The sequence below is a fragment of the Wenzhouxiangella indolica genome, from assembly GCF_042310355.1.
GTDB lineage: Bacteria > Pseudomonadota > Gammaproteobacteria > Xanthomonadales > Wenzhouxiangellaceae > Wenzhouxiangella.
In genome coordinates this window covers 62,101-86,077 of record NZ_JBHJMR010000005.1, presented here as the reverse complement: position 1 = coordinate 86,077, position 23,977 = coordinate 62,101, and the positions used below count along the sequence as shown (strand labels likewise).

Here is a 23,977-nt window from a genome sequence, read left to right as displayed (position 1 = left end):
ACAGAACGTTTCGGTGCATCGGTGCATCGGTGCATCGGTGGTCCCTGGTCCCTGGTCCCTAGTCCCTGGTCCCTAGTCCCTGGTCCCTGGTCCCTGGTCCCTGGTCCCTGGTCCCTGGTCCCTGGTCCCTGGTCCCTGGTCCCTGGTCCCTGGTCCGTGGCCCGTGGCCCGTGGCCCGTGGCCCGTGATCCGTAAACCGTAAACCGTAAACCGTAATCCGTAATCCGTAATCCGTAATCCGCAGAATCGCCGACCGTAGGATGCGTGGAGGCGAAGCCGCAACGCATCAGCCAAACCGATCGGGAGCCGATGCGTTCCGCTACCGCTCCACACATCCTACGACGACTTCGACGAGGAACTGCTGCCTCCCCCAACCGATCCACACCCCACCAAAACACCAACCAACGCCACGCCAGCGCCACTACGGCTGCAACGCCTCCTGCCGAATCTCCTGCCGCCAGACCTCCTCACCGTCGCTGTCGTGCAGGATCAACGTCGCCACGCGCTCATTGCGCGGCCCGGTCACTTCGATCATGCCGAAATTGCGTTCGGCATAGAGACTGCCCTCGACGTCATACTGCATCGCCTCGTCACCCGGGTCGTGGGCACCGGCGGTCAGGGGCGAAACCGTCCACTCGTGCAGCGGATAATTCCGGTAGCGATCCATCTTCAGCAGCACCGAATGATGCCGATCGCCGGTCAGGAACACGACCCCGGGAATGCGTTCAGCCTCGATGCGATCGAGCAGCTCGCGGCGCTCGCCCGGCGCCAGGTTGATATAGGTCTCGCTGTTCTCGGCGGAGTTGAGGAACTGCCCGCCCATGACCACGAACTTGAAGCTGGCATTGCTGGTCTTGAGCGCGTCGACCAGCCAGTCGATCTGCTCGTCACCGAGAATGGTGCGCTCGCCGGTGGTCCGGTAGTTGGCCGACCGGAAATACCGGTTGTCGAGCATGAAGAAACCGACATCGTGCCACTCGAAGTAGTTGGTGACACCGCCGGTTCCCGCGCCCGAAAAGTCGGGATTGGGCCAGAACGCGTTGAAAACCTCCAACGCGGTCTCACGCATCGCGTAGCCACGATCGGAATTGTTCGGGCCGTAGTCGTGGTCGTCCCAGGTGGCGTAGTGATGCGTGCCGGTGACCAGGCGCGAAAGGGCCTCGTGCCCGCGGGTATGGCTGAAGCGCTGGTACATGCCCGAGGCCGAATTCCAGTCGGCCTCGCGGTAGTAGACGTTGTCGCCCAGCCACAGCATGAAGGCCGGCTCGGCGTCGGCGATGGCGTCGAAAATCCGGTAGTCCCCGCCATAGGGCTCGCCCGGACGGTCGTACACCGTCTCGTTGATGTACGCGCACGATCCCAGCGCAAAACGGAAATCGGGCGGGTCCTCGCGCCACTGCCACAACGGCTGGGTCACGAAACGCAGTTCATGCTCGGGCGAATGAACGGCCTCGTCGACCAGCACCTCGTACTCGTAGCGCAGCCCCGGCTCCAGGCCGGTGGCCAGCAGGATCGCCGTGTTGGCCCGTTCCGAATCCGTGGCCTCGGGCGCACTCGTCTGCCACGACCCGTCTTCATCCGAGCGGTAACGAATTTGCACCACCGCCGGCTCGTCGGTCTGCAGCCAGACCTTGACCTGGCGCATCGTCGAATGCCCCGGCATCGGCCCGGCCACGATCTCGGCGGCCGACAACGACATCGAACAGGCAAGCAGCACAAAGAGAAACAGAAAACGCATCATCCACTCCAGTCAAGAAACTCCCGGCCGCCGACTATACCGGCTCAATGGCCACGACGGCATGACAAACCCAAACCAAAAACCCCGAACCTCGTGGAATGCGTGGCGACGAAGCCGCAAAGCATCAGCCACTCCCAACCGCAGCCGATGCGTTGCGCTAACGCTCCACGCATCCTACGAAAACCACAAACCCGCAAGACCTCCCATCATCCGTAGGATGCATGGAGGCCAAAGGCCGTAACGCATCAGCCAAACCCAACGGGAGCCGATGCGTTGCGCTACCGCTCCACGCATCCTACGAAAACCACAAACCCGAACGGCCGCCCATCACTCGTAGGATGCGTGGAGGCCGAAGGCCGCAACGCATCAGCCAAACCCACCAGAAGCCAAAGCGCTGCGCTAACGCTCCACGCATCCTACGAAAACCACAAACCCGCAAGACCTCCCATCATCCGTAGGATGCGTGGAGGCCAAAGGCCGTAACGCATCAGCCACACCCAACGGGAGCCGATGCGTTGCGCTACCGCTCCACGCATCCTACGAAAACCACAATCCCGCACGGCCTCCCATCATCCGTAGGATGCGTGGAGGCCGAAGGCCGTAACGCATCAGCCACTCCCACCAGAAGCCGATGCGCTGCGCTACCACCCCCAAACCCATCGGCGCCGAGCCAAAAAACCAAAACACCAGAAGCAACCCCTAAACCGGCGCCGTCAACCCGAACACCGCCGCAACCGTGTCGAACGCCGCCTCCCCCTCGAGCCGCTGCCGGCTCTCGATCAGCCACTGCCACACGACCCCGCGGTCGCTGGGCAGCGCATCGCGCGGAATACCTCCGGGCGGCGGCATGGGCTGCCAGCGCCCGTCCAGCGACTGGATCCAGTCCAGCCGGCGCGTGGCGATCCACAGCCGGCGGCCGTCCGGCCCCACCAGGGTCAACGCCCGCCCCTCGCGCACCAGCTTCGAGAACCAGCGCGTCCAGCCCCCGGCCGTCGCGGAACGAACCATGCCCAGCCCGGACTCGCCCTCTTGCTGCGTCAGGAACCCCGCCTGCTCCAGCAGCCGCTCCAACGCGGTTGTGGAAGGCTGCAGGGGCCTGAAATCACCCGCCCTTGCCGGCGGCGGCACCGGTGCACTCACCCCCCGCGCCGGCGGTTTCGACCGGCTCGTGCCCGACAGCTGCGGCGCGGTTCGCGAGCGCGGCGCGGCCTTGTTGCCTGCATGCCGCGCCGGCTTCTCGAAATTGCGGGTACGCCGCTCCTCGGCATCGTCCTCGTCCAGGTAGCTGTAGCGCGGCGCGTGGATCAACGCCTCGGCCAGCGGCGAGGGTCGGGGCGTCTCGACCGCGTGCACTTCGACCTCGCCCGACTCGATGCGGCCCAGCAGGCGCTGCAAGCCGCCTAGATCCATGTAGTCGTCGAGGCAGTCCGACAGGGCCTGCTGCACCAGCGGATGATCCGGCACTTCGCGCGCGCCGCTAAGGTTCTCCAGGCAGGCGAGCTGGTCGGGAAACACGCAGGCGATCAGGTTCTCGGCCTGGCTGCGCTGGCGCTGCGAGGGCAGCGGCCCGTCCAGGCCGTTCTTGAGCAACACCAGGGCGTTGTTGGCGCACCAGCGAAAACGGGTCACGAACAGCGGCGTGTCGAGCATCGCCTGGGTGAGCACGTCGGCCACGTTGTGCGACTTCACGAAACCCGCCACCGCCGGCAGATCGAACTGGCTGGTCACGCCCAGCGAGATCAGCACGCCGTCGTCGGTGGCCGCGGCCTGCAGCTCGAAGTTGAACTGGCGGCAAAAGCGCTTGCGCAGCGCCAGCCCCCAGGCGCGATTGATGCGCGCGCCGGCGAAGGTGTGCAGCACGATGTGGCGATCGCCGCCGGGGTCGGAAAACTGTTCGATCACCAGGCGCTCGGGCGAAGGCAGCGCCCCGAGCAGGGCGCGCGATTCCTCCAGCAAGCGAACGGCCTGCGGATGCGGCGGCGTACGCCCCCGGCCGGCGATCACGCACAGCATGGCCTCGGCCATCTTCGCGCTGCGGCCCGGCCCCTCGCCGAACCAGAACGGCAGCTCGGCCGGTTCCTCGCCGGCCGGCTCCACGTGCACCAGCCCGGTCAGCACGCGCAGGATCCGCCAGGGGCGGTTGCCCAGCTGCAGCACCTGCCCCGGCGAGGACTCGAAGGCTACCTCCTCGTCCAGCCGGCCCACGACATCACCGGTATCGACGCGGATCACGTCGTACTCGAACCATTCCGGAATGGTGCCGGCATTGGTCAAGGCCAGGCGATCGGCCTCGGGATGGGCCCGGTAGCCGTCCTTACCGTCCGTGAGCAGCAGCGGATCGAGCTGCGCGTCCGGCATCATCTCGGGCCGCTCGGCCAGCGATTCGAGCAGTGCGGCCAGCGTCTGCGCCGAAACATCGCGATACGGCCAGGCGGCGCGAACCACGTCCAGCAACTCCCCGACCTTGCCCGTGCCGTTGGCGACCAGCGCCACGAGCTGCTGCGCGAGCACGTCCAGCGGCGCATCGAGCGGCTCGACGGCATCGACGCCGCCGGCAGCAATCACGTCGGCCAGCGCGCGCGTTTCGACCAGCTGGTTGAGCGTGAGCGGAAACAGGTGCATGCAGGGCCGTCGACCGGGACGATGCCCGCTGCGACCGGCACGCTGGCGCACCAGGTTGACCGAGCCGGGCACGCCCAGCTGGCAGACCCGATCGACGTGCCCCAGGTCCAGTCCGAGTTCCAGCGAGGCGCTTGAGACCAGCACGCGCAAGGCGCCGGCCTTGAAGCGGGCCTCGATCGCCTCGCGGTGCGCGGTATCCAGGCTGCCGTGGTGCGCGCCAACCTGGTCCGGATGGCCAGCCGTCTCCAGCAAATCGTCCAGCGTCGCGGCCGTGCGCTCGACCTGCGCGCGGGTCTGGCAGAACACCAGTAGCGACCGATTCCCCAACGCGAGTTCGGCGATGCGCGCATGGATCTGCTCCCAGTGCAGGCTGTTGGGAAACGGCCCCAGCGCCATGCCGGGCAGTTCGACCTCCAGCTTCACCGGCCCGGCTCGGTCGGGCGCGACGATCTCGCAATCGGCCGAGCCGGCCAGGAAGCGGGCGAGGGTCGCGGCCGGATGCGCCGTGGCCGAAAGCCCGATGCGCTGCACGGGCCGCCCCGCCAGCCGGTCCAGTCGCGCCAGCGACAGCGCCAGGTGCGCGCCGCGCTTGCCGCCGGCCAGGGCGTGCAGCTCGTCGACCACCACCGACTCGACCGTACGCAGCAGCGACCGTCCCCCGCGGCTGCCCAGAAGCACGAACAGCGATTCGGGCGTGGTCGAGAGAATCTCGGGCGGATTGCGGCGCTGGCGGGCGCGCTCAACCTGCGGCGTATCCCCGCAGCGCAGCGCGATCGCCGGCGCGCGGCCGTTCACGGGAGCGACAGCCTCGAGCAGGGGCGCGAGATTGTGCGTCATATCCCGCGCCAGGGCCTTCAGCGGCGCGATATGCAGCGCCCGAACCCCCTTGCCCCGACCCGGCCGCCTCGCCAAGCCCTCCACGATCGGCCGCCAGGCCGCCAGCGACTTGCCCTGCCCGGTCGAGGCAATCACCAGCGCATTGCGCCCGGCCCGCAACACCGGCCAGGCCGAACGCTGCACCGACGTCGGCTCACCCACGGCGTTCGCAAACCAGGAATCCAGAGCCTGTTCGGCATCGAATAAAGACATGCCAACATTATGGGCGCAGGGCTTTCTCAAAAGGTGAGAAAAAGGTTGGAAAGAAGGTTTCAGGGTTCAGGTTTCAGGGTTCAGGCGGGAGCGGCCCGCGTTGCGGGGCGGCTGCGCCGCGTCGGGTGTGGGGGGTGGCCGATGTGTCGTGGAACCTCGCGGGCTCCGATTTCCGATTCGGCATCGCGGCGTCGCGGCGAAGCCGCCCACCACTGACTTCGGTGCCCGCCCTGAAACCTGAAACCTGAACCCTGAAACCTTAATCAATCCAACTTTGCTACCGTCTACCCCATGTCCGACCACGCCATTACGGCAATTCGACTCCACGCGGGCACGCTCGGCCTCTGCGCCTGCCCCGGCGCCCACGGCGCGCTGCTGGGCCGGGCCGAGCCCGACGCCGGCATCGACGCCCTGGCACGCTGGCCGGCCACGGCCGTTGTCACCCTGATGGAAACCCGCGAACTCGAAATGCTCGGCCTCGGCGACCTGCCGCGCAAACTCCGCGAACGCCTTCCCTTGTGGCTCCACCTGCCGATCCGCGACGGCGACATTCCCGGGCGGCAGTGGATGGAGCGCTGGCAAGTCGCCCGCCTGCTGATCGCCGCCGTCCTGGCCGAAGGCGGCAGAGTCGCCGTTCACTGCCTCGCCGGGGTCGGCCGAACCGGCACCGTCGCCAGCATGTGCCTGGTCGACGCCGGCTTCGGCGACGGTGCTGAGTCCCTGTCTTACGTCCGCAGACTCCACCACGTCCACGCCGCCGAAACACCCGAACAGGAAGCCTTCGTCGGACAGTACAGCCCCGAATTCACCATCAACAAGCAAACCGCGCACGACCACCTGGCCGAAAAGACGGCAAGGGCCGGCATGGACCCGGTAATCGACGAAAACGGCCGGTTGATCCGAAAGCGGGCCCGAACACTCATCTAACCCAGTGGGAGTCGTAGGATGCGTGAAGGCCGAAGGCCGCAACGCATCAGCTGCGTTCGAACCGCGGCTGATGCGTTGCGCTATCGCTCCACGCATCCTACGACCACACCCGCACACCGGCATCAACCTCAAGCCCCGCAGCGTCCAGTGCCCATCGCCCGACCCCAAAACCCGAAAACCCAAAAATCGTAGGATGCGTGGAGGCCAAAGGCCGTAACGCATCAGCGGCGTTCAAACCGTGGCTGATGCGTTGCGCTATCGCTCCACGCATCCTACGACCACACCCGCACGCCAGCATCAACCTCAAGCCCCGCAGCGTCAGTGCCCATCGCCCAGCCCCAAAACCCGAAAACCCAAAAATCGTAGGATGCGTGGAGGCCAAAGGCCGTAACGCATCAGCGGCGTTCAGACCGTGGCTGATGCGTTGCGCTACGCTCCACGCATCCTACGACTACCTCGCACCAACCCAGGCGCCCCCACCGCGCCAATCCCACCCCCAACGCCAACCGCGCCGCACCAAAACACCACCCGCCCCTGCTAAAGTCACTCCATGTCCACACCGCCCACCGAAACCGAATCCCCCACCCGATCAAGGTGGAAATTCTGGATCGACCGCGGCGGCACGTTCACCGACATCATCGCCTGCACGCCCGAAGGCGAACTCCGGGCCGCCAAGCTGCTGTCGGAAAACCCCGACCACTACGCCGACGCCACCGTCGAGGGCATTCGCCGCATGCTCGACCTCGGCGCGGACGAGGCCATTCCCGCCGAGCGCATCGAACACGTGCGCATGGGCACCACCGTCGCCACCAACGCCCTGCTCGAACGCAAGGGCGAAGCCACCGCGCTGGTCATCACCCGCGGCTTTCGCGACGCACTGAAGATCGGCCACCAGAGCCGGCCGGACATCTTCGCCCTCGACATCCGCCGCCCGGAACAGCTCTGCGACGAGATCGTGGAAGTCGACGAGCGCCTCGACGCCGCCGGCCGGGTATTGCGCCGGCCCGACGAGGACGACCTGCGCCGGCAGCTGACCGCCCTGCGCGCCAAGGGCATTCGCGCCCTGGCCGTCGTCCTCGTCCACGGCTACCGCTACCCCGACCACGAACAACGCATCGGCGAAATCGCGGCCGAACTCGGCTTCGAGCAGGTCAGCCTGTCGCACCGCGTCAGCCCGCTGATTCGCCTGATCGGTCGCGGCGACACCACCGTGGTCGATGCCTATCTTTCGCCGGTGCTCAAGCGCTACGCCAACCGCCTGGCCGACGAACTGGGCGACGTTCGCCTGCAGTTCATGAAGTCCGACGGCGGCCTGACCGACGCGGCCCGCTTCGCCGGCAAGGACGCCGTCCTTTCGGGCCCGGCCGGCGGCATCGTCGGCTGCGTGCGCACCGCCGCCATGGCCGGCCTGGAACGCGTGATCGGCTTCGACATGGGCGGCACCTCCACCGACGTGTCGCACTACAGCGGCGAGTTCGAGCGCAGCCTCGAGACCGTCATCGCCGGCGTGCGATTGCGCGTGCCCATGCTCGAGATCCACACCGTGGCCGCCGGCGGCGGCTCGAAGCTGCACTTCGACGGCAGCCGCTATCGCGTCGGCCCCGACTCGGCCGGCGCCGATCCCGGCCCGGCCAGTTATCGGAAAGGCGGCCCGCTGACCGTCACCGACTGCAACGTCATGCTCGGCAAGCTGCAGCCGGATTTCTTCCCCCGGACTTTCGGCCCCGGCGCCGATGAAGCCCTAGACGCCGCCATCGTGCGCGAGCGCTTCGATGCGCTGTGCAGCGAGATCCGCGAAGCCACCGGCGACACGCGCACGCCGGTCGAGGTGGCCGAGGGCTTCCTGCGCATCGCCGTGGCCAACATGGCCAACGCCATCAAGAAGGTCTCGGTGCAGCGCGGCCACGACGTGACCCGTTACGCGCTCAACTGCTTCGGCGGCGCCGGCGGCCAGCACGCCTGCCTGGTGGCCGACGAGCTGGGCATCGAGACGGTGCTGATTCATCCCCACGCCGGCGTACTCTCGGCCTACGGCATGGGCCTGGCCGACGTCACCGCCCATCGCGAGTTCCCGGTCAACGACCGCCTCGACGAGGCCCTGGTCGATCAGCTGGCCGAAGCCTTCGAGGCCAGCGGCGACGACGCCGTCACCGAACTGCACAAGCAGGACTTCGACGACGACGCCATCAGCGTCGAGCGCCACTGCCGCGTACGCTACACCGGCACCGACACCAGCCTGCCGGTGCCCTTCGGCTCCTTCGACGCCATGACCCGCGCCTTCACCCGGGCCCACCGCCAGCAGTTCGGCTTTGCCATGGAAGCGCGCGAACTGGAAGTCGAAGCCGGCCTGCTCGAGGCCGTCGGAAAAAGCCGCGCCCTCGACGTCGAAGCGGAGATCGACGCCGAACGCCCCCCGGCCGAGCCGGTCGAGCGCGTCGAGACCTTCATGGACGGCAAGTCTGGTCCGGATACACCGATCTACCGCCGCGACGACCTCGCCGCCGGCCAGCGCATCGACGGCCCGGCCATCATCATCGAGGCCAACGCCACCGTCGTGCTCGAGCCCGGCTGGCGCGCCGCGCTCGACCGCCGCGGCCACCTGCTGCTTGAGCGCGCCGAGTCCAGGCGCGCGCTACAGGCCGACACCGAAGCCGATCCGGTACTGCTGGAAGTATTCAACAATCTGTTCATGTCGATCGCCGAGCACATGGGCGCGACCCTGCAACAAACCGCCTGGTCGGCCAACATCAAGGAGCGCCTCGATTTTTCCTGCGCGCTGTTCGACGAGCAAGGCCGCCTGGTCGCCAACGCCCCGCACGTGCCAGTGCACCTGGGTTCGATGGGCGAGAGCGTGCGCGCGGTCATCGACCGCTTCGGCGACGACATGCGGCCCGGCGACGTCTTCCTGCTCAACGACCCCTACAACGGCGGCACCCACCTGCCGGATCTCACGGTCGTCAGCCCCTGCTTCGACGCCGACGGCAACGAGATCCTGTTCTACACCGCCAGCCGCGCGCACCACGCCGACGTCGGCGGCATCACCCCCGGCTCAATGCCGCCCGACAGCAAGACGATCCACGACGAAGGCGTGCTGATCGGCCCGATGCGCGCGGTGCGCGAAGGCGAGCTGCTGCGCGATGAACTCGAGCAACTTTTCACCGGCGGCGAGCATCCGGTACGCAACCTCGATCAGAACTTCAGCGACCTGCACGCCCAGATCGCCGCCAACAACCGTGGCCTGCGTGAGCTGTCCGGCATGATCGAACAGTTCGGCCTGGCTGTCGTGCGCGCCTACATGGGCCACGTCCAGGACAACGCCGCCGAACAGGTCGCGCGCGCCCTCGGCAAACTCGAAGACGGCCACTGGATCAAGCGCATGGACAACGGCGCGCAGGTCGAAGTAACCATTACCGTCGACCGCGACGCACGCCGGGCGACGATCGACTTCACCGGCAGCAGTGAGCAAACGCCAGACAACTTCAACGCCCCGCGCGCCATCACCCGCGCCTGCGTCCTGTACGTACTGCGAACCCTGGTCGCCGACGACATCCCGCTCAACGACGGCTGCATGACGCCCATCGACCTGGTCATCCCCGAAGGCAGCCTGCTATCGCCCGTCCACCCGGCCGCCGTGGTGGCCGGCAACGTCGAAACCAGCCAGGTCGTCGCCGACACCCTGTTCGCCGCCATGGGCATCCTCGCCAACAGCCAGGGCACGATGAACAACCTCACCTTCGGCAACGCCCGCTACCAGCACTACGAAACACTCTGCGGCGGCGCGGGTGCGGGCAACGGATTCAACGGCGCCGACGCCGTGCACGTCCACATGACCAACTCGCGCCTGACCGACCCGGAAATCCTCGAAACCCGCTTCCCCGTCCGACTCGAATCCTTCGGCATCCGCCCCCACTCCGGCGGCGAAGGCAAATGGCACGGCGGCAACGGCGCCGAACGAAAAATCCGCTTCCTCGAACCGATGACCGTGGCCATCCTCGCCAACTCCCGCAAGATCGCACCCTCGGGCCTCGAAGGCGGCGGCAACGGCGCCGTCGGCAAAGCCTGGATCGAACAAGCCGACGGCCAACACAAACAACTAACCGGCACCGACCGCACCGAAGTCCAGGCAAACGACCTACTCATCCTGCAAACCCCCGGCGGCGGCGCCCACGGCCAATCATGAAATCCGTGCAACCCACCCGTCGTCCGTCGTCCGTCGTCCGTAACCCGTCAGCCGTAATCCGTCGTCCGTAATGCGCCATCCGTAGGATGCGTGGAGGCAAAGCCGTAACGCATCAGCCACAGCCAACCGCAGCCGATGCGTTCCGCTACCGCTCCACACATCCTACGAAACCACCAACCCCAAACGCCAACCGCCCCCCGTCATCCGTAACCCGTCATCCGTAACCCGTCACCCGTAGGATGCGTGTAGGCAAAGCCGTAACGCATCAGCCAAACCCAACCGCAGCCGATGCGTTCCGCTACCGCTCCACACATCCTACGAAACCACCAACCCGAAACACCAAACGCCACCCGTCTTCCGTCTTCCGTAGGATGCGTGAAGGCGAAGCCGTAACGCATCAGCCAAACCCACCGGGAGCCGATGCGTTGCGCTACCGCTCCACACATCCTACGAAACCACCAAACGCCAAACGCCGAACGTCACCCGTCACCCGTCACCCGTCACCCGTCATCCGTCTTCCGTCTTCCGTCTTCCGTCTTCCGTCTTCCGTAGGATGCGTGGAGGCGAAGCCGTAACGCATCAGCCAAACCCAACCGCAGCCGATGCGTTCCGCTACCGCTCCACGCATCCTACGAAACCACCAAGCGCCACCGACCCACATCAACCCCGCCTGAACTGCCCGAATTCGTCCCGCTCTCCAAACGCGCCCTCGAACTCCCCCGACACGTGTGACCACTCGGGTGGATACAACCCGGCATCCACGCAATGTCGAAACGTCGAATGCGGCCAATCCGCTACTCGCTCGACATAACCATGCTTGACCGGGTTGAAATGAATGTAATCAAAGCAACGCTCGAAATCCGTGTCGTCGCGAACGAGATGCTCCCAGAACCGGCGCTGCCACACTGACTTCTCACCCCGGCGGAGTCGACTCGCCGTAGCGCGATTGAACCCAGCAAGCCCACGCGAAAATCGCGACTTGATCAAACGCCAACGCGTGGAAAAATCGCAATCCCCATCCGGCAAAGACCAGAGCGCATGCATGTGATCGGGCAGAACAACCCAGGCATGAATCGTGAACGGCCGTTCGCGACGAACATCCCGCACGACCTGCCGCAGCAAGTCAACCCGATCAACCAGCAAACTCGAACGCCGATCCAGCAGGTTGACCGTGAAGAAATAGGTGCCGCCCGATTGATAAACGCGGCGGTAGGAAGTCATCGCCACCCCGCATGCCAAAGCCTCCGGCGAGGATAGAAAAACAACCCAGGACAAGTCAAACGCCATCCGTAGGATGCGTGAAGGCGAAGCCGCAACGCATCAGCCGCGCCCAACCGCAGCCGATGCGTTGCGCTGCCGCTCCACGCATCCTACGAAAGCACCAACCCGAAACCCCAAACGTCACCCGTCACCCGTCATCCGCCATCCGCCATCCGTAGGATGCGTGGAGGCAAAGCCGTAACGCATCAGCCACGCCCACACGGGAGCCGATGCGTTGCGCTACCGCTCCACACATCCTACGAAACCACCAAACCACCAACCCCAAACGCCACCCGTCGTCCGCAACCCGCAACCCGCAACCCGCAACCCGCAACCCGTAACCCGTAACCCGTAACCCGTAACCCGTAACCCGTAACCCGTAACCCGTAACCCGTAGGATGCGTGAAGGCAAAGCCGTAACGCATCAGCCAAGCCCAACGGGAGCCGATGCGTTCCGCTACCGCTCCACACATCCTACGAAACCACCAACACCGACACCAAGACACCGCCGCGCCAGCGGCCTACCCCCGCTCCACCAACACCTCTTCATCCCGCAACAAATCCCGCAGACTCCGATCGAGGTGCGCCGCTAGGCTCGCCGGTTCCACCCAGGGGGCGGGGCGGACTCGGCACCAGCCGTCGCGGCCCTCCTGCTTGATATGCAGCAGGGCCTTGTCGGCCAGGGTCACGGAATGGTTCCAGTCCATGGCCGACGGGCTGTCGCGGAAGGGTGGGTACTCGGCCAGGCCCATCGAGGCGGTCATGCGCAGGATCCGGCCACCCTCGAGCAGGAAACCGTGGTTGCCGATGCCATCGATGATTCGCGTCGCCACCCGCGTGACTTCGTCGGGCGGCATCGGACGGAACACGATCAGGAACTCCTCACCACCCCAGCGCACGATGTAATCACCGTTGCGCACCAGCTGCTCGAGCAGCCGGGCGAACTGCTGCAACACGTCGTCGCCGGCATCATGCCCGTGGCGATCATTGATTTCCTTGAAGAAGTCGATATCGACGATGGCAAACACCATCACCGAGCCGAGCATCTGCACCTTGGCCAACTCGCGATGGAAATGCGACAAGTCCGCCGGCAGCTGCGACGACAAGTAGCGTCGGTTCCAGAGCCGGGTCAACGGATCGGTCATGCTCGCCGTCTCCAGCCGAGCGCTGTAGTCGCGCAGATGCTCGTTGGCCACGCGCAGTTTCTCCGTCCGGTCGGCCACCATGCCCTCCAGCGCGCGCTGCTGGCGCTGCATGTTGCGCAGGCGGTAGTTGAAGCCCAGCCAGATCAGCAGAATCACGAGAAACAGCATCGCCGTCTGGAACCAGACTGTCTCCCAGACCCGGGGCTGGATGTGGAAATCCAGGCTCGTCGGCGGATCGCTCCACACGCCGGCGTTGTTGGTCGCGCGAACCTGCAAGGTGAACGAACCCGAGGGCAGGTTGGTGTAGAAGAGCTGTCGCTGCATGGGCTCGTCGAGTCGCTGCCAGTCGTTGCGAAAACCCTCCAGGCGGTATTCCACCTGCACACTGGTCGGATCCTGGTAGCTGAGTACGGCAAAGCCGAAGGCGATATCGCGCTGCTCGGCCGGCAAATCGAACGACTGCCCCGGCTCGAGCGCGCGCCATTTCTGGTCGATGCGCACGCGATCGACGTGCAGGCGCGGCGGCTCGGGATTGCGCTGGATGCGCTGCGGCACGAGGTGGACGATGCCGCCACGCGTCGGCAACCACAGGTCGCCGTCGTGCATGAAGCCCTTGGCATTGCCCGCACCGTTGCAGCAAAATCCCTTCTGCGCCCCGGGCACGTCGCCACGTTCGTTGAGTACCATGCGCCCGGGCAAGGCCTCGATCTCGCCGTCGATGTAGCGCTGAATCGAATCCAGCGGCAGCTCGTAGATGCCGCGAATGCCCGCCACCCACAGCCGCCCGTCCGACTCGCCGAAGGCGAACGGACTGTTGGTCGGCAGACCGTCGTCGGCATCGAACTCGTGCCAGTCATCGTCGCGGCCGATATACAGCTTCTCGTCGAAGGTGCCGACGGCCAGGCGCCCGTCGGAGAGCTCGAGGATGGCCGTCACGTCGCGCTCGGCGGCTACCTCGCTGAAGCGCAGGAAGCGCCCGTGATGCCAGTACAACAGGCCGCGCCGGGTCCCGGCCAGCAGTCCGCCGTCGCTGGTCTCGTAGAGGACGCGGACGTCGCGCCCACCCATGTCCCCGGTCGGCGCGATGCGATGCATCCGCTCGCCGTCGAAGCGCCACACGCCCTCGGTGGTGGCCAGCCAGTAATCGCCCTCGTAGGGAATGATGCCGTTGACCTGGGCGCTGTCGAGCACATCGAAAGCCGGCGGTTTCTCGACCCGCTGCTCGCGCCGGTTCCACCAGTACAGACCCGTGCGCGTGCCCACCCAGACGCGATCGGGCTCGGGCAGCAAGGTGTAGGCGTGCGGATGCGGTTGCTCGCTGCCGGGGACCAGGCGCTCGAAGCGCCCTTCCCGCAACACCGCCAGGCCGTCCATGGTGCCCGTCCAGACATTGCCTTCCCCGTCCCGGGCGACCGACCACACGAGACTGTTGTGCAGGCCCTCGGGCTGGTCGTAGCGGAACACCCAGCCGTTCCACAACCGGGCCAGCCCGTCCCAGCGCGAGCCCAGCCAGAGGTTGCCCTCGTGGTCCTCGGTCATGGCCAACACGCTGCTGTGGGCATAAGCCGCGTCGTCGGGCACCGACTCGATCAGCTCGCGCCCCTGGATCCGCAGCAGGCGGCCGGCCGCACCCAGCCAGAGATTGCCGTCGCGATCGGCGTACAGGGTTTCGATCACCTCGTCGGCCAGCTCCCCTTCCACCCGGTAGGCTCGCCACTGACCGTCCTCGAGATACAGCAGCCCGCGCGTGGTCGCCGCCCAGAGGCGCTCGTCGTAGGCGATGAAGTCGGTGACCAGCGCCGAATCGAGTGGCCCATCCAGGGGCATGGATTCCCACCGACCGTCACGCTGGCGGTGAATCACCCCGTAGCCGCCGGCGTACAGGTCCTCGCCGTGGGCAAACACCGAGCGCAGGGCATCTTCCGGGTCGTCGCCGACGTTCACGAAAGCATCGTCGTTGAGGCGCAGCAAACCGCGGTCGGAGGCGATGACCACCTCGCCCGCGGATGTTTCCGCAAACTGGAAGACGTCGATCTCGCGCCCGAAACCGTCGCTGACGCCGTGGAACTGCCCGTCGCGAAACACCGCCGCACCCTTGTAGGTGCCCGTCCAGACCCGGTCCTGCGAGTCCACGAACAGCGCCTGGATCAGCATGCCGGGCATCTCGGGGGATTGACTCGGGTCGAACACGGTAAAACGCACGCCGTCGAAGCGCGCCACACCGGCCTGCGTCCCGGCCCAGACATACCCGTCCGGCCCCTGCACCAGCGCCGTCACCGTGATCTGCGGCAGGCCTTCCTCGATACTCCAGGTATCGCGCACGAACTGGTGAAAGGCCTTGTCGGGCGCCAGCGCATGCGCAGGCAGAAAAGCCAGCGCCGCATGAAGCACACCGAACAAAACGAGAAATCGCGCAACAAACCGGCCCAATCCTGGCTCCCCTCCAGACATCAGCCACCCCACCCCGGCTGCCACGCCGATGAATCGAGCATACCCCAACCCGGCCAACCAAGCGAGGGGCCCGCGGATCGAGGGATGGGGATTTCAGGGAAAGACGGTTTGCGGATCACGGTTTCCGGTTTCCGGTTTCCGGTTTCCGGTTTCCGGTTTCCGGTTTCCGGTTTCCGGTTTCCGGATTACGGATTACGGATTACGGATTACGGACCACGGAATCCGCGTAGGATGCGTGGAGCGAAGCGCAACGCATCAGCCAAACTCACCCGCAGCCGATGCGTTACGGCCTACGGCCTCCACACATCCTACGAACCCCAACAACCGTCAACGCCCAGCCGCCACGCGTAGGATGCGTGGAGCGAAGCGCAACGCATCAGCCAAGCCCATCCGCAGCCGATGCGTTACGGCCTCCGGCCTCCACACATCCTACGCCCACACTCTCAATCCTGAGATAGCACCCAGCTCAACCGGCGCAGCCGCCCCCAACGCCAACCGCGCCGCACCAAAAAACCAACCGGGCGCCGTCTCACCCCAGCTTCTTTTCCAACTCCGGCACGAGCTCGAACAAATCCCCCACCAAGCCCAGGTCCGCGACCTCGAAAATCGGCGCTTCCGGGTCCTTGTTGATGGCGACGATCGTGCCGGCGTCCTTGATGCCGGTCAGGTGCTGGATGGCGCCCGAGATGCCGATGGCGAAATACAGCTCCGGCGCGATGATCTTGCCGGTCTGGCCCACCTGCAGCTCGTTGGGCACGTAGCCGGCGTCGACCGCCGCGCGCGAGGCGCCCACCGCCGCGCCCAGCTTCTTGGCCAGCGAGTAGATGATGTCGAAGCCTTCGCTCGAGCCCATCGCGCGGCCGCCGGAGACCACCACCGGCGCGGTGGCCAGATCCGGGCCTTCGCCTTCGCCGCCCTCGACCTTGATCCAGCGGGTATGCCCGGGATCGCTCGCCTGCGGCTCGCGCGACTCGATCTCGGCCGAGCCGCCCTCGCCGGCGGCCGCGAACGACGCCGTGCGAATGGTCGCCACCACCGGCTGATCGTCGGCAACATTCACAGTGACGATCGCGTTGGAGGCGTAAATCGGGCGCTTGAAGCTGCGCGCGCCGATCACTTCCTGGATATCGGAAACCTGGTTGACGCCGATCAGGGCCGCCGCGCGCGGCAGCACGTCCTTGCCGTACGTGGTCGACGGCATCAGGATGTGGGAATAATCGCCCGCCAGGGCCTTGATCTCCGGCGCCAGGCGCGCGGCCAGGAAATGTTCGAAATCGGCATGCGCGATGGCCAGCACCCGTGTGACACCCTCGAGCTTCGCGGCCTGCTCGGCCACGCCCGACGGATCGGCGGCAAACACCGCCACGTCGATGTCGGCGATGTCCATGTCCAGGGCACCGGTCAGCGTCTTGGCCGTGGCGGCACTGAGCGTTTCGCCGTCGTGTTCGGCAATGATGAGAATTCTCGACATTACAGCAACCCCTTCGCCTTGAGTTCGGACACCAGCTCGTCGACGGATTCGACCATCTTGCCGCCTCCGCGCTGGGGCGGCGGCTCGTAGGAAACCGCCTCGATGCCGCCGGCACGCTCCACGCCCAGATCCTCGAGCGAAAAGGTATCGAGCGGCTTGCGCTTGGCTTTCATGATCTCGGGCAGCTTGACGAAGCGCGGCTCGTTCAGGCGCAGGTCGGAAGTCAGCACCGCCGGCAGATCCACCTCGATGGTCTCCAGCCCGGCGTCGACCTCGCGCGCGACGGTCGCCTTGCCGTCGGCCAGCTCCACCTTGGAGGCAAACGTGGCCTGCGGCCGATCCCAAAGGGCGGCCAGCATCTGCCCGGTCTGGTTGCAGTCGTCGTCGATCGCCTGTTTGCCCAGGAACACGATGCCGGGCTCTTCCTTCTCGACCAGCTTGAGAAACGTCCGCGCGGCCGTGAGCGGCTGCACGTCACCGTCCGAGCTGACCTGGATGGCGCGATCGGCGCCCATCGCCAAGCCCGTGCGCAGCTGCTGCTGCACCTCGTCGCCGCCGATCGAGGCCACGATCACTTCCTCGGCATCACCGCGCTCCTTGATGCGCAGCGCCTCTTCGAGCGCGATTTCATCGAACGGGTTGATCGACATCTTCACGCCGTCGGTCTCGACGCCGCTACCGTCCTTCTTGACCCGCACGCGCACGTTGTAATCCACCACCCGCTTGAGGGTGACCAGAATCTTCATGGGCGTCTTCCTGTATCAGGCTGTGAGTGGTAAGCGCCCTATTGTAACGGCTCGACGTGAGGCCGTTGGCGCCTTCCTTGCATCAGCCACACCCAACCGCAGCCGATGCGTTACGGCCTACGGCCTCCACACATCCTACGACCACGCCGGACCACCGACGCGGACCAGAGAACTCGGCCACAGACGCGTAGGATGCGTGGAGCGAAGCGCAACGCATCAGCCACACCCAACCGCAGCCGATGCGTTACGGCCTACGGCCTCCACACATCCTACGACCACGCCGGACCACCGACTCGGACCCGGGAAGTCGGCCACAGTCGCGTAGGATGCGTGGAGCAAAGCGCAACGCATCAGCCACATCCAACCGCAGCCGATGCGTTACGGCCTACGGCCTCCACACATCCTACGACCACGCCGGACCACCGACGCGGACCAGGGAAGTCGGCCACAGTCGCGTAGGATGCGTGGAGCGAAGCGCAACGCATCAGCCAAACCCAAACGAAGCCGATGAGTTCCAGCCGCCGCCCCCACATCCGACAAAGTTCGCCCGGCGGTCGCCCCGGACCACGCGCGGCGAAGCCGCCCCACAACGCTAGACGCTGCCGCCGTAAACCGTAAACCGGAACCCGGAAACCGGAAACCGGAACCAGAATCACTCATTAACCGCCGTCAAAAACGGATCGACAACAACCACTCCATCAACCTCCTGCCCACTCTGAAGATCCTCGGACAGCAAATAATCGCACCGCAAGTGGCAGGCGGCGGCAACAATCATCGAATCCCACCACGAAAACCCGTATCGGTCTTCAATCGACCACGCCTGCTCGAGCACTTGCGCGGACACATCGACGGGCCGCCACGTCAGCATGTCGCGAATGTCGGCTCGCGCCTCTTCCCTGGGCAGCCCGGGATCCAGTCGGCGGGTGACGACCTGGTAATACTCCTTGATAACCTGCGTACTCAACCGCCCCGTACCGGTCGTCCACAGATGCTCCACCCACTCGCGCGCCCGGCTGTGCTTGGCCGGTTCGCTGCAATCACGGGCATACACGAAGACGTTGGTGTCAACGAAGTACGTCGCGGTCATAGAGGCTCTCGCGGGTGGGATGGGACTCGCCGGCGCTCTTCATCGGCGCGGGCGAACGACCGAGAAACCGCCGCCCAGCCGCCTCGAAGCTCGCCTCGAGCTCGCGACGCTCGCGCAGCATTTCCCCGACCAGCTTCGAAACACTGGTCCCACGCCGAGCCGCCTCGATACGCGCCCAGCGGGCCGTCTCCTCATCAAGCGTAATGGTCACGTTCTTCATAACACGAACCTAGTGCAACACGAACTGCGTGTCAATCAGCGTTTCCAGCAACACCGGGCAACCCAACGGTCATACCCAACCGCAGCCGATGCGTTACGGCCTACGGCCTCCACACATCCTACGACCACGCCGGACCACCGACGCGGACCAGAGAACTCGGCCACAGACGCGTCGGATGCGTGGAGCGTCAGCGCAACGCATCAGCCAAACCCATCCGAAGCCGACGCGTTGCCGCCGCCCCCACACATCCGACGAAGTTCGCCCGGCAATCGCCCCGGACCCCACACGGCACAGCCGCGGCGCAACACTCGGCAGCTGCCCAACCAGCCAACCAGCCAACCCCCCACTTCCGACTTCCGACCACCTGTTGTATCCTGAATACGGCAAAGGGCGACATCACCAGCAAATCAGGGGCAGACCATGCAAGACCAGCGCCATTGGCGGGCGATTTTTTGCAGGCCCGGCCAGGAACGGCGGGCCGAAGCGCACCTGGAAAACCAGGAATTCGAGGTATTCCTGCCGCGAATCCGGGCACGCACGCGACCGCGCGGCGGCCAGTCGCGGGTGCGCGTTCTGCCCATGTTCCCGCGCTACCTGTTCGTCAACCTCTGTGCGCACGCCGAGGACTGGAGTACCATTCGCTCCACGCGCGGCGCCATCGGCCTGGTGCGTTTCGGTGACCGCGTGCCGTGGGTGCCGGACGAATTCATCGACTTCCTGAAGCAGCGCCACGACAATTTCGGCGCCGTGGACATGAGCCGGGCCATGGAGATCAAACCCAACGACGCGGTCGAAATCACCGACGGCGCCATGGCCGGCCTGAGGGCCATATTCCAGGCCAGAAGCGGCAAGGACCGCGTCGTGGTGCTGCTCAAACTGCTCGAACACGAGCGAAAGGTGGAACTGCCGGAGAATACGATTCGGAAGGTCATTTAAATGAAGGTTTCAGGTTTCAGGGTTCAGGTTTCAGGCGGCGCGTCCGGGCGCTGCAGGGCGGCTTCGCCGCGATGGACTGAGTGCACGCCGAGCTCAACGCTCATGTTTTCCGGAACCCGGAACCCGGAACCCCGAACCCGGAACCCCTTTTTCGTTTTCCTGAAACCTGAAACCTGAACCCTGAAACCTTCTTTTCCTTAAACCTTAAACCCAATTTTTCGAAGAAAAATTTTTCATGTGCGGAATCGTAGGCGCCACCTCGGCGCGCAACATCACCCCCATCCTCCTCGAAGGCCTTCGCCGCCTGGAATACCGCGGCTATGACTCCGCCGGCGTGGCTGTGCTCGACGGCCGGTCAATCGAAGTCCGGCGCGCAGTCGGCAAGGTCCAGGCCCTGGCCGACTCGCTCGAGGCCGACCCGATCGAATCGCACACCGGCATCGCCCACACCCGCTGGGCCACGCACGGCAAGCCGACCGAGGCCAATGCCCACCCGCACCGCTCCAGCCAGACCCTGGCCGTGGTGCACAACGGCATCATCGAGAACTACGAAGCCCTGCGCCGGGAACTCAAATCGGCCGGTTTCGAGTTCGCCTCCGAGACCGACACCGAGGTCATCGCCCACCTGATCGCCCACGAGCGTGCCGGCGCGGCAGACTTCGCCAGCGCCTTCTCGCGCGCAGTCGAGCGCCTCGAGGGCGCCTACGCCCTGGCCGCGATCACGCCCGAAGACCCGGAAGCGCTGTACCTGGCCCGCATGGGCTCACCGCTGGTCATCGGCGTATCCGTCGAGGAAAACTACATTGCCTCCGACCCGCTGGCCCTGCTGCAGGTCACCGACCGCTTCATCCACCTCGAAAACGGCGACCTGGCCCGCGTCGACCGCCAGGAAACGCGCGTATTCGACCTGAAGGGTGCGACCCTCGAGCGCGAGACCGAGCGCTACGCCCACGCCGACCAGGTGGCCAACAAGGGCGAATACCGCCACTTCATGCTCAAGGAAATCCACGAGCAGCCCGAAGCCGTGGCCAACACCCTGGCCGACAAGCTCGGCCACCACGGCGTGCTGACCGAATCCCTGGGCCCGGAAGCCAACGCCATCCTGCCCAAGATCGAGAACATCCACATCATCGCCTGCGGCACCAGCTACCACGCCGGCCTGGTGGCGCGCTACTGGATCGAGTCGATCGCAGGCATCCCGGTCAACGTGGAAGTCGCCAGCGAATACCGCTACCGCGAACCGGTCGCCCCGCCCAACACCCTGTTCATCGGAATCTCTCAGTCCGGCGAGACGGCCGACACCCTGGCCGCGTTGCGATTCGCGAAGGACAACGGCTACCTGCAGACCCTGGCCCTGTGCAACATGCCCGGCTCCACCCTGGTGCGTGAATCGGGCCTGCGGCTACTGACCCAGGCCGGCATCGAGATCGGCGTGGCCTCGACCAAGGCCTTCACCACCCAGCTCGCCGCCCTGTACTGGCTGGCCCTCGCGCTCGGCCGCGCCCGCGGCCGCCTCGACCAGGCCGCCGAGAAAGCCGCCGTGGAGTCCCTGCGCGCCCTGCCCGGCCTGATGGAAAAGGCCCTGGGCCTGGAAGAAGCCGTCAAGCACATCGCCGAGGAATTCGTCGACAAGCACCACGCCCTGTTCCTCGGCCGCGGCACGCACTACCCGATCGCCCTAGAAGGTGCCCTGAAACTCAAGGAAATCAGCTACATCCACGCCGAAGCCTACCCCGCCGGCGAACTCAAGCACGGCCCGCTCGCCCTGGTCGACGAAAACATGCCCGTCGTCACCGTCGCCCCCGACGACCACCTGCTCGGCAAGCTCCGGTCCAACCTCGAGGAAGTGCGCGCAAGAGGCGGCCAGCTGATCAACTTCATCGCCGAGAATGTTGATATGCACGACGGCGAAGGCACCACCAACCTGCAAGTCCCCGGCATGAACAACACCACCAGCCCCATCATCGCCACCCTGCCCCTGCAGCTGCTGGCGTATCACGTCGCGTTGCTCAAGGGCACGGACGTGGACAAGCCGAGAAACCTGGCGAAGTCGGTGACTGTGGAATAAAGGTTTCAGGTTTCAGGTTTCAGGTTTCAGGAAAACAACGGGTTACGGGTTACGGGTTACGGACCACGGAATACGGACCTCGAATCGTAGGATGCGTGGAGCGAAGCGCAACGCATCAGCCAAACCCAAGCGGCGTCCGTGGTCCGTGGTCCGGAACCCGTAAACCGTAAACCCCGGAATCGTCGACCGTAGGATGCGTGGAGCGCCAGCGCAACGCATCAGCCAAACCCAACCGCAGCCGATGCGTTACGGCCTCCGGCCTCCACACATCCTACGAACCCAACCCCGACCCGAAACAAAACACCCAGATGAACGTAGGATGCGTGGAGCAAAGCGCAACGCATCAGCCAAACCCAAGCGGAGTCGGTGGTCCGTGGTCCGTGGTCCGTGGCCCGTGGTCGGTTAACCGTAAACCGTAAACCGCGGAACCGTCGACCGTAGGATGCGTGGAGCGCCAGCGCAACGCATCAGCCAAACCCAACCGCAGCCGATGCGTTACGGCCTTCGGCCTCCACACATCCTACGAAGCCCGCCTCACGGCAAAGCCGCCCCCAACGCCATCCGCGCCGCCCCAAAACACCAACGCACCAAAAAACCAACCAAAACCAATCAGTTCCTCTGGAACGAAGTCACCATGTTCGTCGGATCCGCGATCGAATACCCGGTCACGCCGGCGTTGTTGCCCAGAAAAGGCGCAGCAGGGTCGCTGCTGGTCGTGTCGCTGCACGCGCTGGCAGCGAAGTCGTAGAACGACTGGTAGGCGAATGAAGCCACAGTCGCGGCCTTGTCCACGTAGTAGGCAGTGCCGTTGCTCTGGAACAAGTCGCCCGGGAACGCGCTTCCGGTCTGGCCTTCCGCCGCATAAACACGCGCGGTGCCGGAACAGCCGGCATTGGCATACAGGATATAGGCCCGCTGCAACTGGTTGTCGCGGAGCTCCAACTGGTAATTCTCAGTGGTCAGAAAAGCCAGGCCGTCGCCGGTAAAGCCGAGGTAGGCCAGATCCTCCGACGGATCGTCGATCGACGTACCGTTGATCAGCACATCGAACCCACGTCCCCCGCCGGAAGCCGGCGTCACACACGACCAGCTGGTTCCGTCGTACTGCAGCACCTGCCCCGACGAACAGCCGGTACGCTGCAGCGTCAGCAGGCCGGCGTCTTCTTCCAGGCCGGTGCCGATGGTGTAGCTGTCGCCGGCAGGACCGGTCGGGCCCATGGGACCCGTGGCGCCGGTCGATCCGGTGGGCCCGGTCGGGCCGGCCGGACCCGTATCACCTTGCAGTCCCTGCGGACCCATGGGGCCTATCGGGCCGACTGGGCCGGGGGGGCCGGGCGGGCCCATGTCACCCGTTGAACCGGTGGGGCCGATCGGGCCAGTCGGTCCGGTGGGACCGGCCGGGCCGGTATCGCCCTGCGGCCCCTGCAAACCCTGCGCACCGGTCGGACCCTGTGCGCCGGTCGGGCCAATCGGCCCGACAGGCCCGGTCGGACCCTGAATTCCTTGCGGCCCGGTATCCCCCATCGCGCCGGTCGGCCCGACGGGCCCCGTCGGCCCGGGAGCGCCCTGCGGGCCCGTCGGACCCGGCGCGCCGTCGGCTCCGGTCGGCCCAACGGGGCCGGTCGAACCCATCGGCCCGGTCGGCCCCTGTGCACCGTCCGCGCCCGTCGGCCCCTGCGCACCGGTCGGCCCCGTGGGGCCGATCGGACCGGTCGGACCCGTCGGCCCGGTCGGGCCAATCGCCGCCGTGGCGGTACACGGCCCCACCACGCCGCTGCCGGCCTCGAAGCACAATACGGAAGTCTGCTCGGTATCACCCCCGATACCCGGCAGAGTCAGCGTGCCGTCGTCGTTGACCTGGAGATGAACGGTATTGCCGGCCGCGTCCTGGATCTGCACGGTACCGCCCGGCGGCGCCTGAACGACCACGTCGTTCTGCGCGCTGGCGTTGTGGGCAAACAGGGCGGCGGTCATGGCCGCGGCAAGCGGGGTGTAGCGCAAGGCTCGTTTCATGGAATCATTCCCTCTTTGAACGGG

General features: G+C 65.9%; 13 protein-coding genes. 4 read left to right on the top strand and 9 right to left on the bottom strand.

Features of this window, described 5'->3' with window-relative positions:
- Positions 1-421: 421 nt before the first annotated feature.
- Together ACDC67_RS07890 and ACDC67_RS07885 are read right to left on the bottom strand one after the other, a co-directional pair.
- Positions 422-1,741, bottom strand: a complete 1,320-nt coding sequence (locus tag ACDC67_RS07890; RefSeq protein WP_376692073.1) for an alkaline phosphatase D family protein — start codon at positions 1,739-1,741, stop codon at positions 422-424.
- Between the two features lie 696 nt (positions 1,742-2,437).
- On the bottom strand, positions 2,438-5,449 hold the full coding sequence (locus tag ACDC67_RS07885; RefSeq protein WP_376692072.1) for a DEAD/DEAH box helicase: 3,012 nt from the start codon (positions 5,447-5,449) through the stop codon (positions 2,438-2,440).
- A gap of 291 nt (positions 5,450-5,740) precedes the next feature.
- Between ACDC67_RS07885 and ACDC67_RS07880 the strand changes: the two genes are divergently transcribed.
- Complete coding sequence (locus tag ACDC67_RS07880) at positions 5,741-6,376, top strand: phosphatase domain-containing putative toxin (RefSeq protein ID WP_376692071.1); 636 nt, start codon at positions 5,741-5,743, stop codon at positions 6,374-6,376.
- A gap of 550 nt (positions 6,377-6,926) precedes the next feature.
- Positions 6,927-10,556, top strand: coding sequence for a hydantoinase B/oxoprolinase family protein (locus ACDC67_RS07875; protein WP_376692070.1), 3,630 nt, complete (start codon positions 6,927-6,929; stop codon positions 10,554-10,556).
- A gap of 660 nt (positions 10,557-11,216) precedes the next feature.
- Here the strand turns inward: ACDC67_RS07875 and ACDC67_RS07870 are convergent.
- The 6 genes from ACDC67_RS07870 to ACDC67_RS07845 all read right to left on the bottom strand — a co-directional run bounded on the left by ACDC67_RS07870 (position 11,217) and on the right by ACDC67_RS07845 (position 18,936).
- Positions 11,217-11,777 (bottom strand): REP-associated tyrosine transposase, encoded by a 561-nt coding sequence (locus tag ACDC67_RS07870; protein WP_376692247.1) that lies wholly within the window; start codon positions 11,775-11,777, stop codon positions 11,217-11,219.
- A gap of 560 nt (positions 11,778-12,337) precedes the next feature.
- Positions 12,338-15,391 carry a ligand-binding sensor domain-containing protein gene (locus ACDC67_RS07865; RefSeq protein ID WP_376692068.1) on the bottom strand — a complete coding sequence of 1,018 codons (3,054 nt, stop codon included), beginning with the start codon at positions 15,389-15,391 and terminating at the stop codon, positions 12,338-12,340.
- Positions 15,392-15,941: 550 nt separating this feature from the next.
- Complete coding sequence (locus ACDC67_RS07860; RefSeq protein WP_376692066.1) at positions 15,942-16,883, bottom strand: electron transfer flavoprotein subunit alpha/FixB family protein; 942 nt, start codon at positions 16,881-16,883, stop codon at positions 15,942-15,944.
- Positions 16,883-17,629: an electron transfer flavoprotein subunit beta/FixA family protein gene (locus ACDC67_RS07855; protein WP_376692064.1), complete on the bottom strand. Its 747-nt coding sequence runs from the start codon at positions 17,627-17,629 to the stop codon at positions 16,883-16,885. Before ACDC67_RS07855 ends, ACDC67_RS07860 begins: the two co-directional genes overlap by 1 nt.
- A 652-nt stretch (positions 17,630-18,281) precedes the next feature.
- Positions 18,282-18,716 (bottom strand): PIN domain-containing protein, encoded by a 435-nt coding sequence (locus ACDC67_RS07850; RefSeq protein ID WP_376692062.1) that lies wholly within the window; start codon positions 18,714-18,716, stop codon positions 18,282-18,284.
- On the bottom strand, positions 18,694-18,936 hold the full coding sequence (locus tag ACDC67_RS07845; protein ID WP_376692060.1) for a hypothetical protein: 243 nt from the start codon (positions 18,934-18,936) through the stop codon (positions 18,694-18,696). Before ACDC67_RS07845 ends, ACDC67_RS07850 begins: the two co-directional genes overlap by 23 nt.
- A 420-nt stretch (positions 18,937-19,356) precedes the next feature.
- Here ACDC67_RS07845 and rfaH point away from each other — a divergent pair, with 420 nt between their 5' ends.
- Positions 19,357-19,872, top strand: coding sequence for a transcription/translation regulatory transformer protein RfaH (gene rfaH, locus ACDC67_RS07840; RefSeq protein ID WP_376692059.1), 516 nt, complete (start codon positions 19,357-19,359; stop codon positions 19,870-19,872).
- 235 nt (positions 19,873-20,107) lie between these two features.
- On the top strand, positions 20,108-21,940 hold the full coding sequence (gene glmS, locus ACDC67_RS07835) for a glutamine--fructose-6-phosphate transaminase (isomerizing) (RefSeq protein ID WP_376692057.1): 1,833 nt from the start codon (positions 20,108-20,110) through the stop codon (positions 21,938-21,940).
- A gap of 609 nt (positions 21,941-22,549) precedes the next feature.
- On the opposite strand, the gene ACDC67_RS07830 is transcribed toward glmS, so the two are convergent.
- Positions 22,550-23,953, bottom strand: a complete 1,404-nt coding sequence (locus tag ACDC67_RS07830) for a collagen-like domain-containing protein (RefSeq protein ID WP_376692055.1) — start codon at positions 23,951-23,953, stop codon at positions 22,550-22,552.
- Between the last annotated feature and the right edge of the window lie 24 nt (positions 23,954-23,977).

Coding starts and splice junctions, on each gene's coding strand:
- ACDC67_RS07830 (WP_376692055.1), bottom strand. CDS start 23,953: ATGAAACGAGCCTTGCGCTACACCCCGCTTGCCGCGGCCATGACCGCC.
- ACDC67_RS07880 (WP_376692071.1), top strand. CDS start 5,741: ATGTCCGACCACGCCATTACGGCAATTCGACTCCACGCGGGCACGCTC.
- ACDC67_RS07855 (WP_376692064.1), bottom strand. CDS start 17,629: ATGAAGATTCTGGTCACCCTCAAGCGGGTGGTGGATTACAACGTGCGC.
- ACDC67_RS07845 (WP_376692060.1), bottom strand. CDS start 18,936: ATGAAGAACGTGACCATTACGCTTGATGAGGAGACGGCCCGCTGGGCG.
- rfaH (WP_376692059.1), top strand. CDS start 19,357: ATGCAAGACCAGCGCCATTGGCGGGCGATTTTTTGCAGGCCCGGCCAG.
- ACDC67_RS07875 (WP_376692070.1), top strand. CDS start 6,927: ATGTCCACACCGCCCACCGAAACCGAATCCCCCACCCGATCAAGGTGG.
- ACDC67_RS07885 (WP_376692072.1), bottom strand. CDS start 5,449: ATGTCTTTATTCGATGCCGAACAGGCTCTGGATTCCTGGTTTGCGAAC.
- ACDC67_RS07850 (WP_376692062.1), bottom strand. CDS start 18,716: ATGACCGCGACGTACTTCGTTGACACCAACGTCTTCGTGTATGCCCGT.
- ACDC67_RS07860 (WP_376692066.1), bottom strand. CDS start 16,883: ATGTCGAGAATTCTCATCATTGCCGAACACGACGGCGAAACGCTCAGT.
- ACDC67_RS07890 (WP_376692073.1), bottom strand. CDS start 1,741: ATGATGCGTTTTCTGTTTCTCTTTGTGCTGCTTGCCTGTTCGATGTCG.
- glmS (WP_376692057.1), top strand. CDS start 20,108: ATGTGCGGAATCGTAGGCGCCACCTCGGCGCGCAACATCACCCCCATC.
- ACDC67_RS07870 (WP_376692247.1), bottom strand. CDS start 11,777: ATGACTTCCTACCGCCGCGTTTATCAATCGGGCGGCACCTATTTCTTC.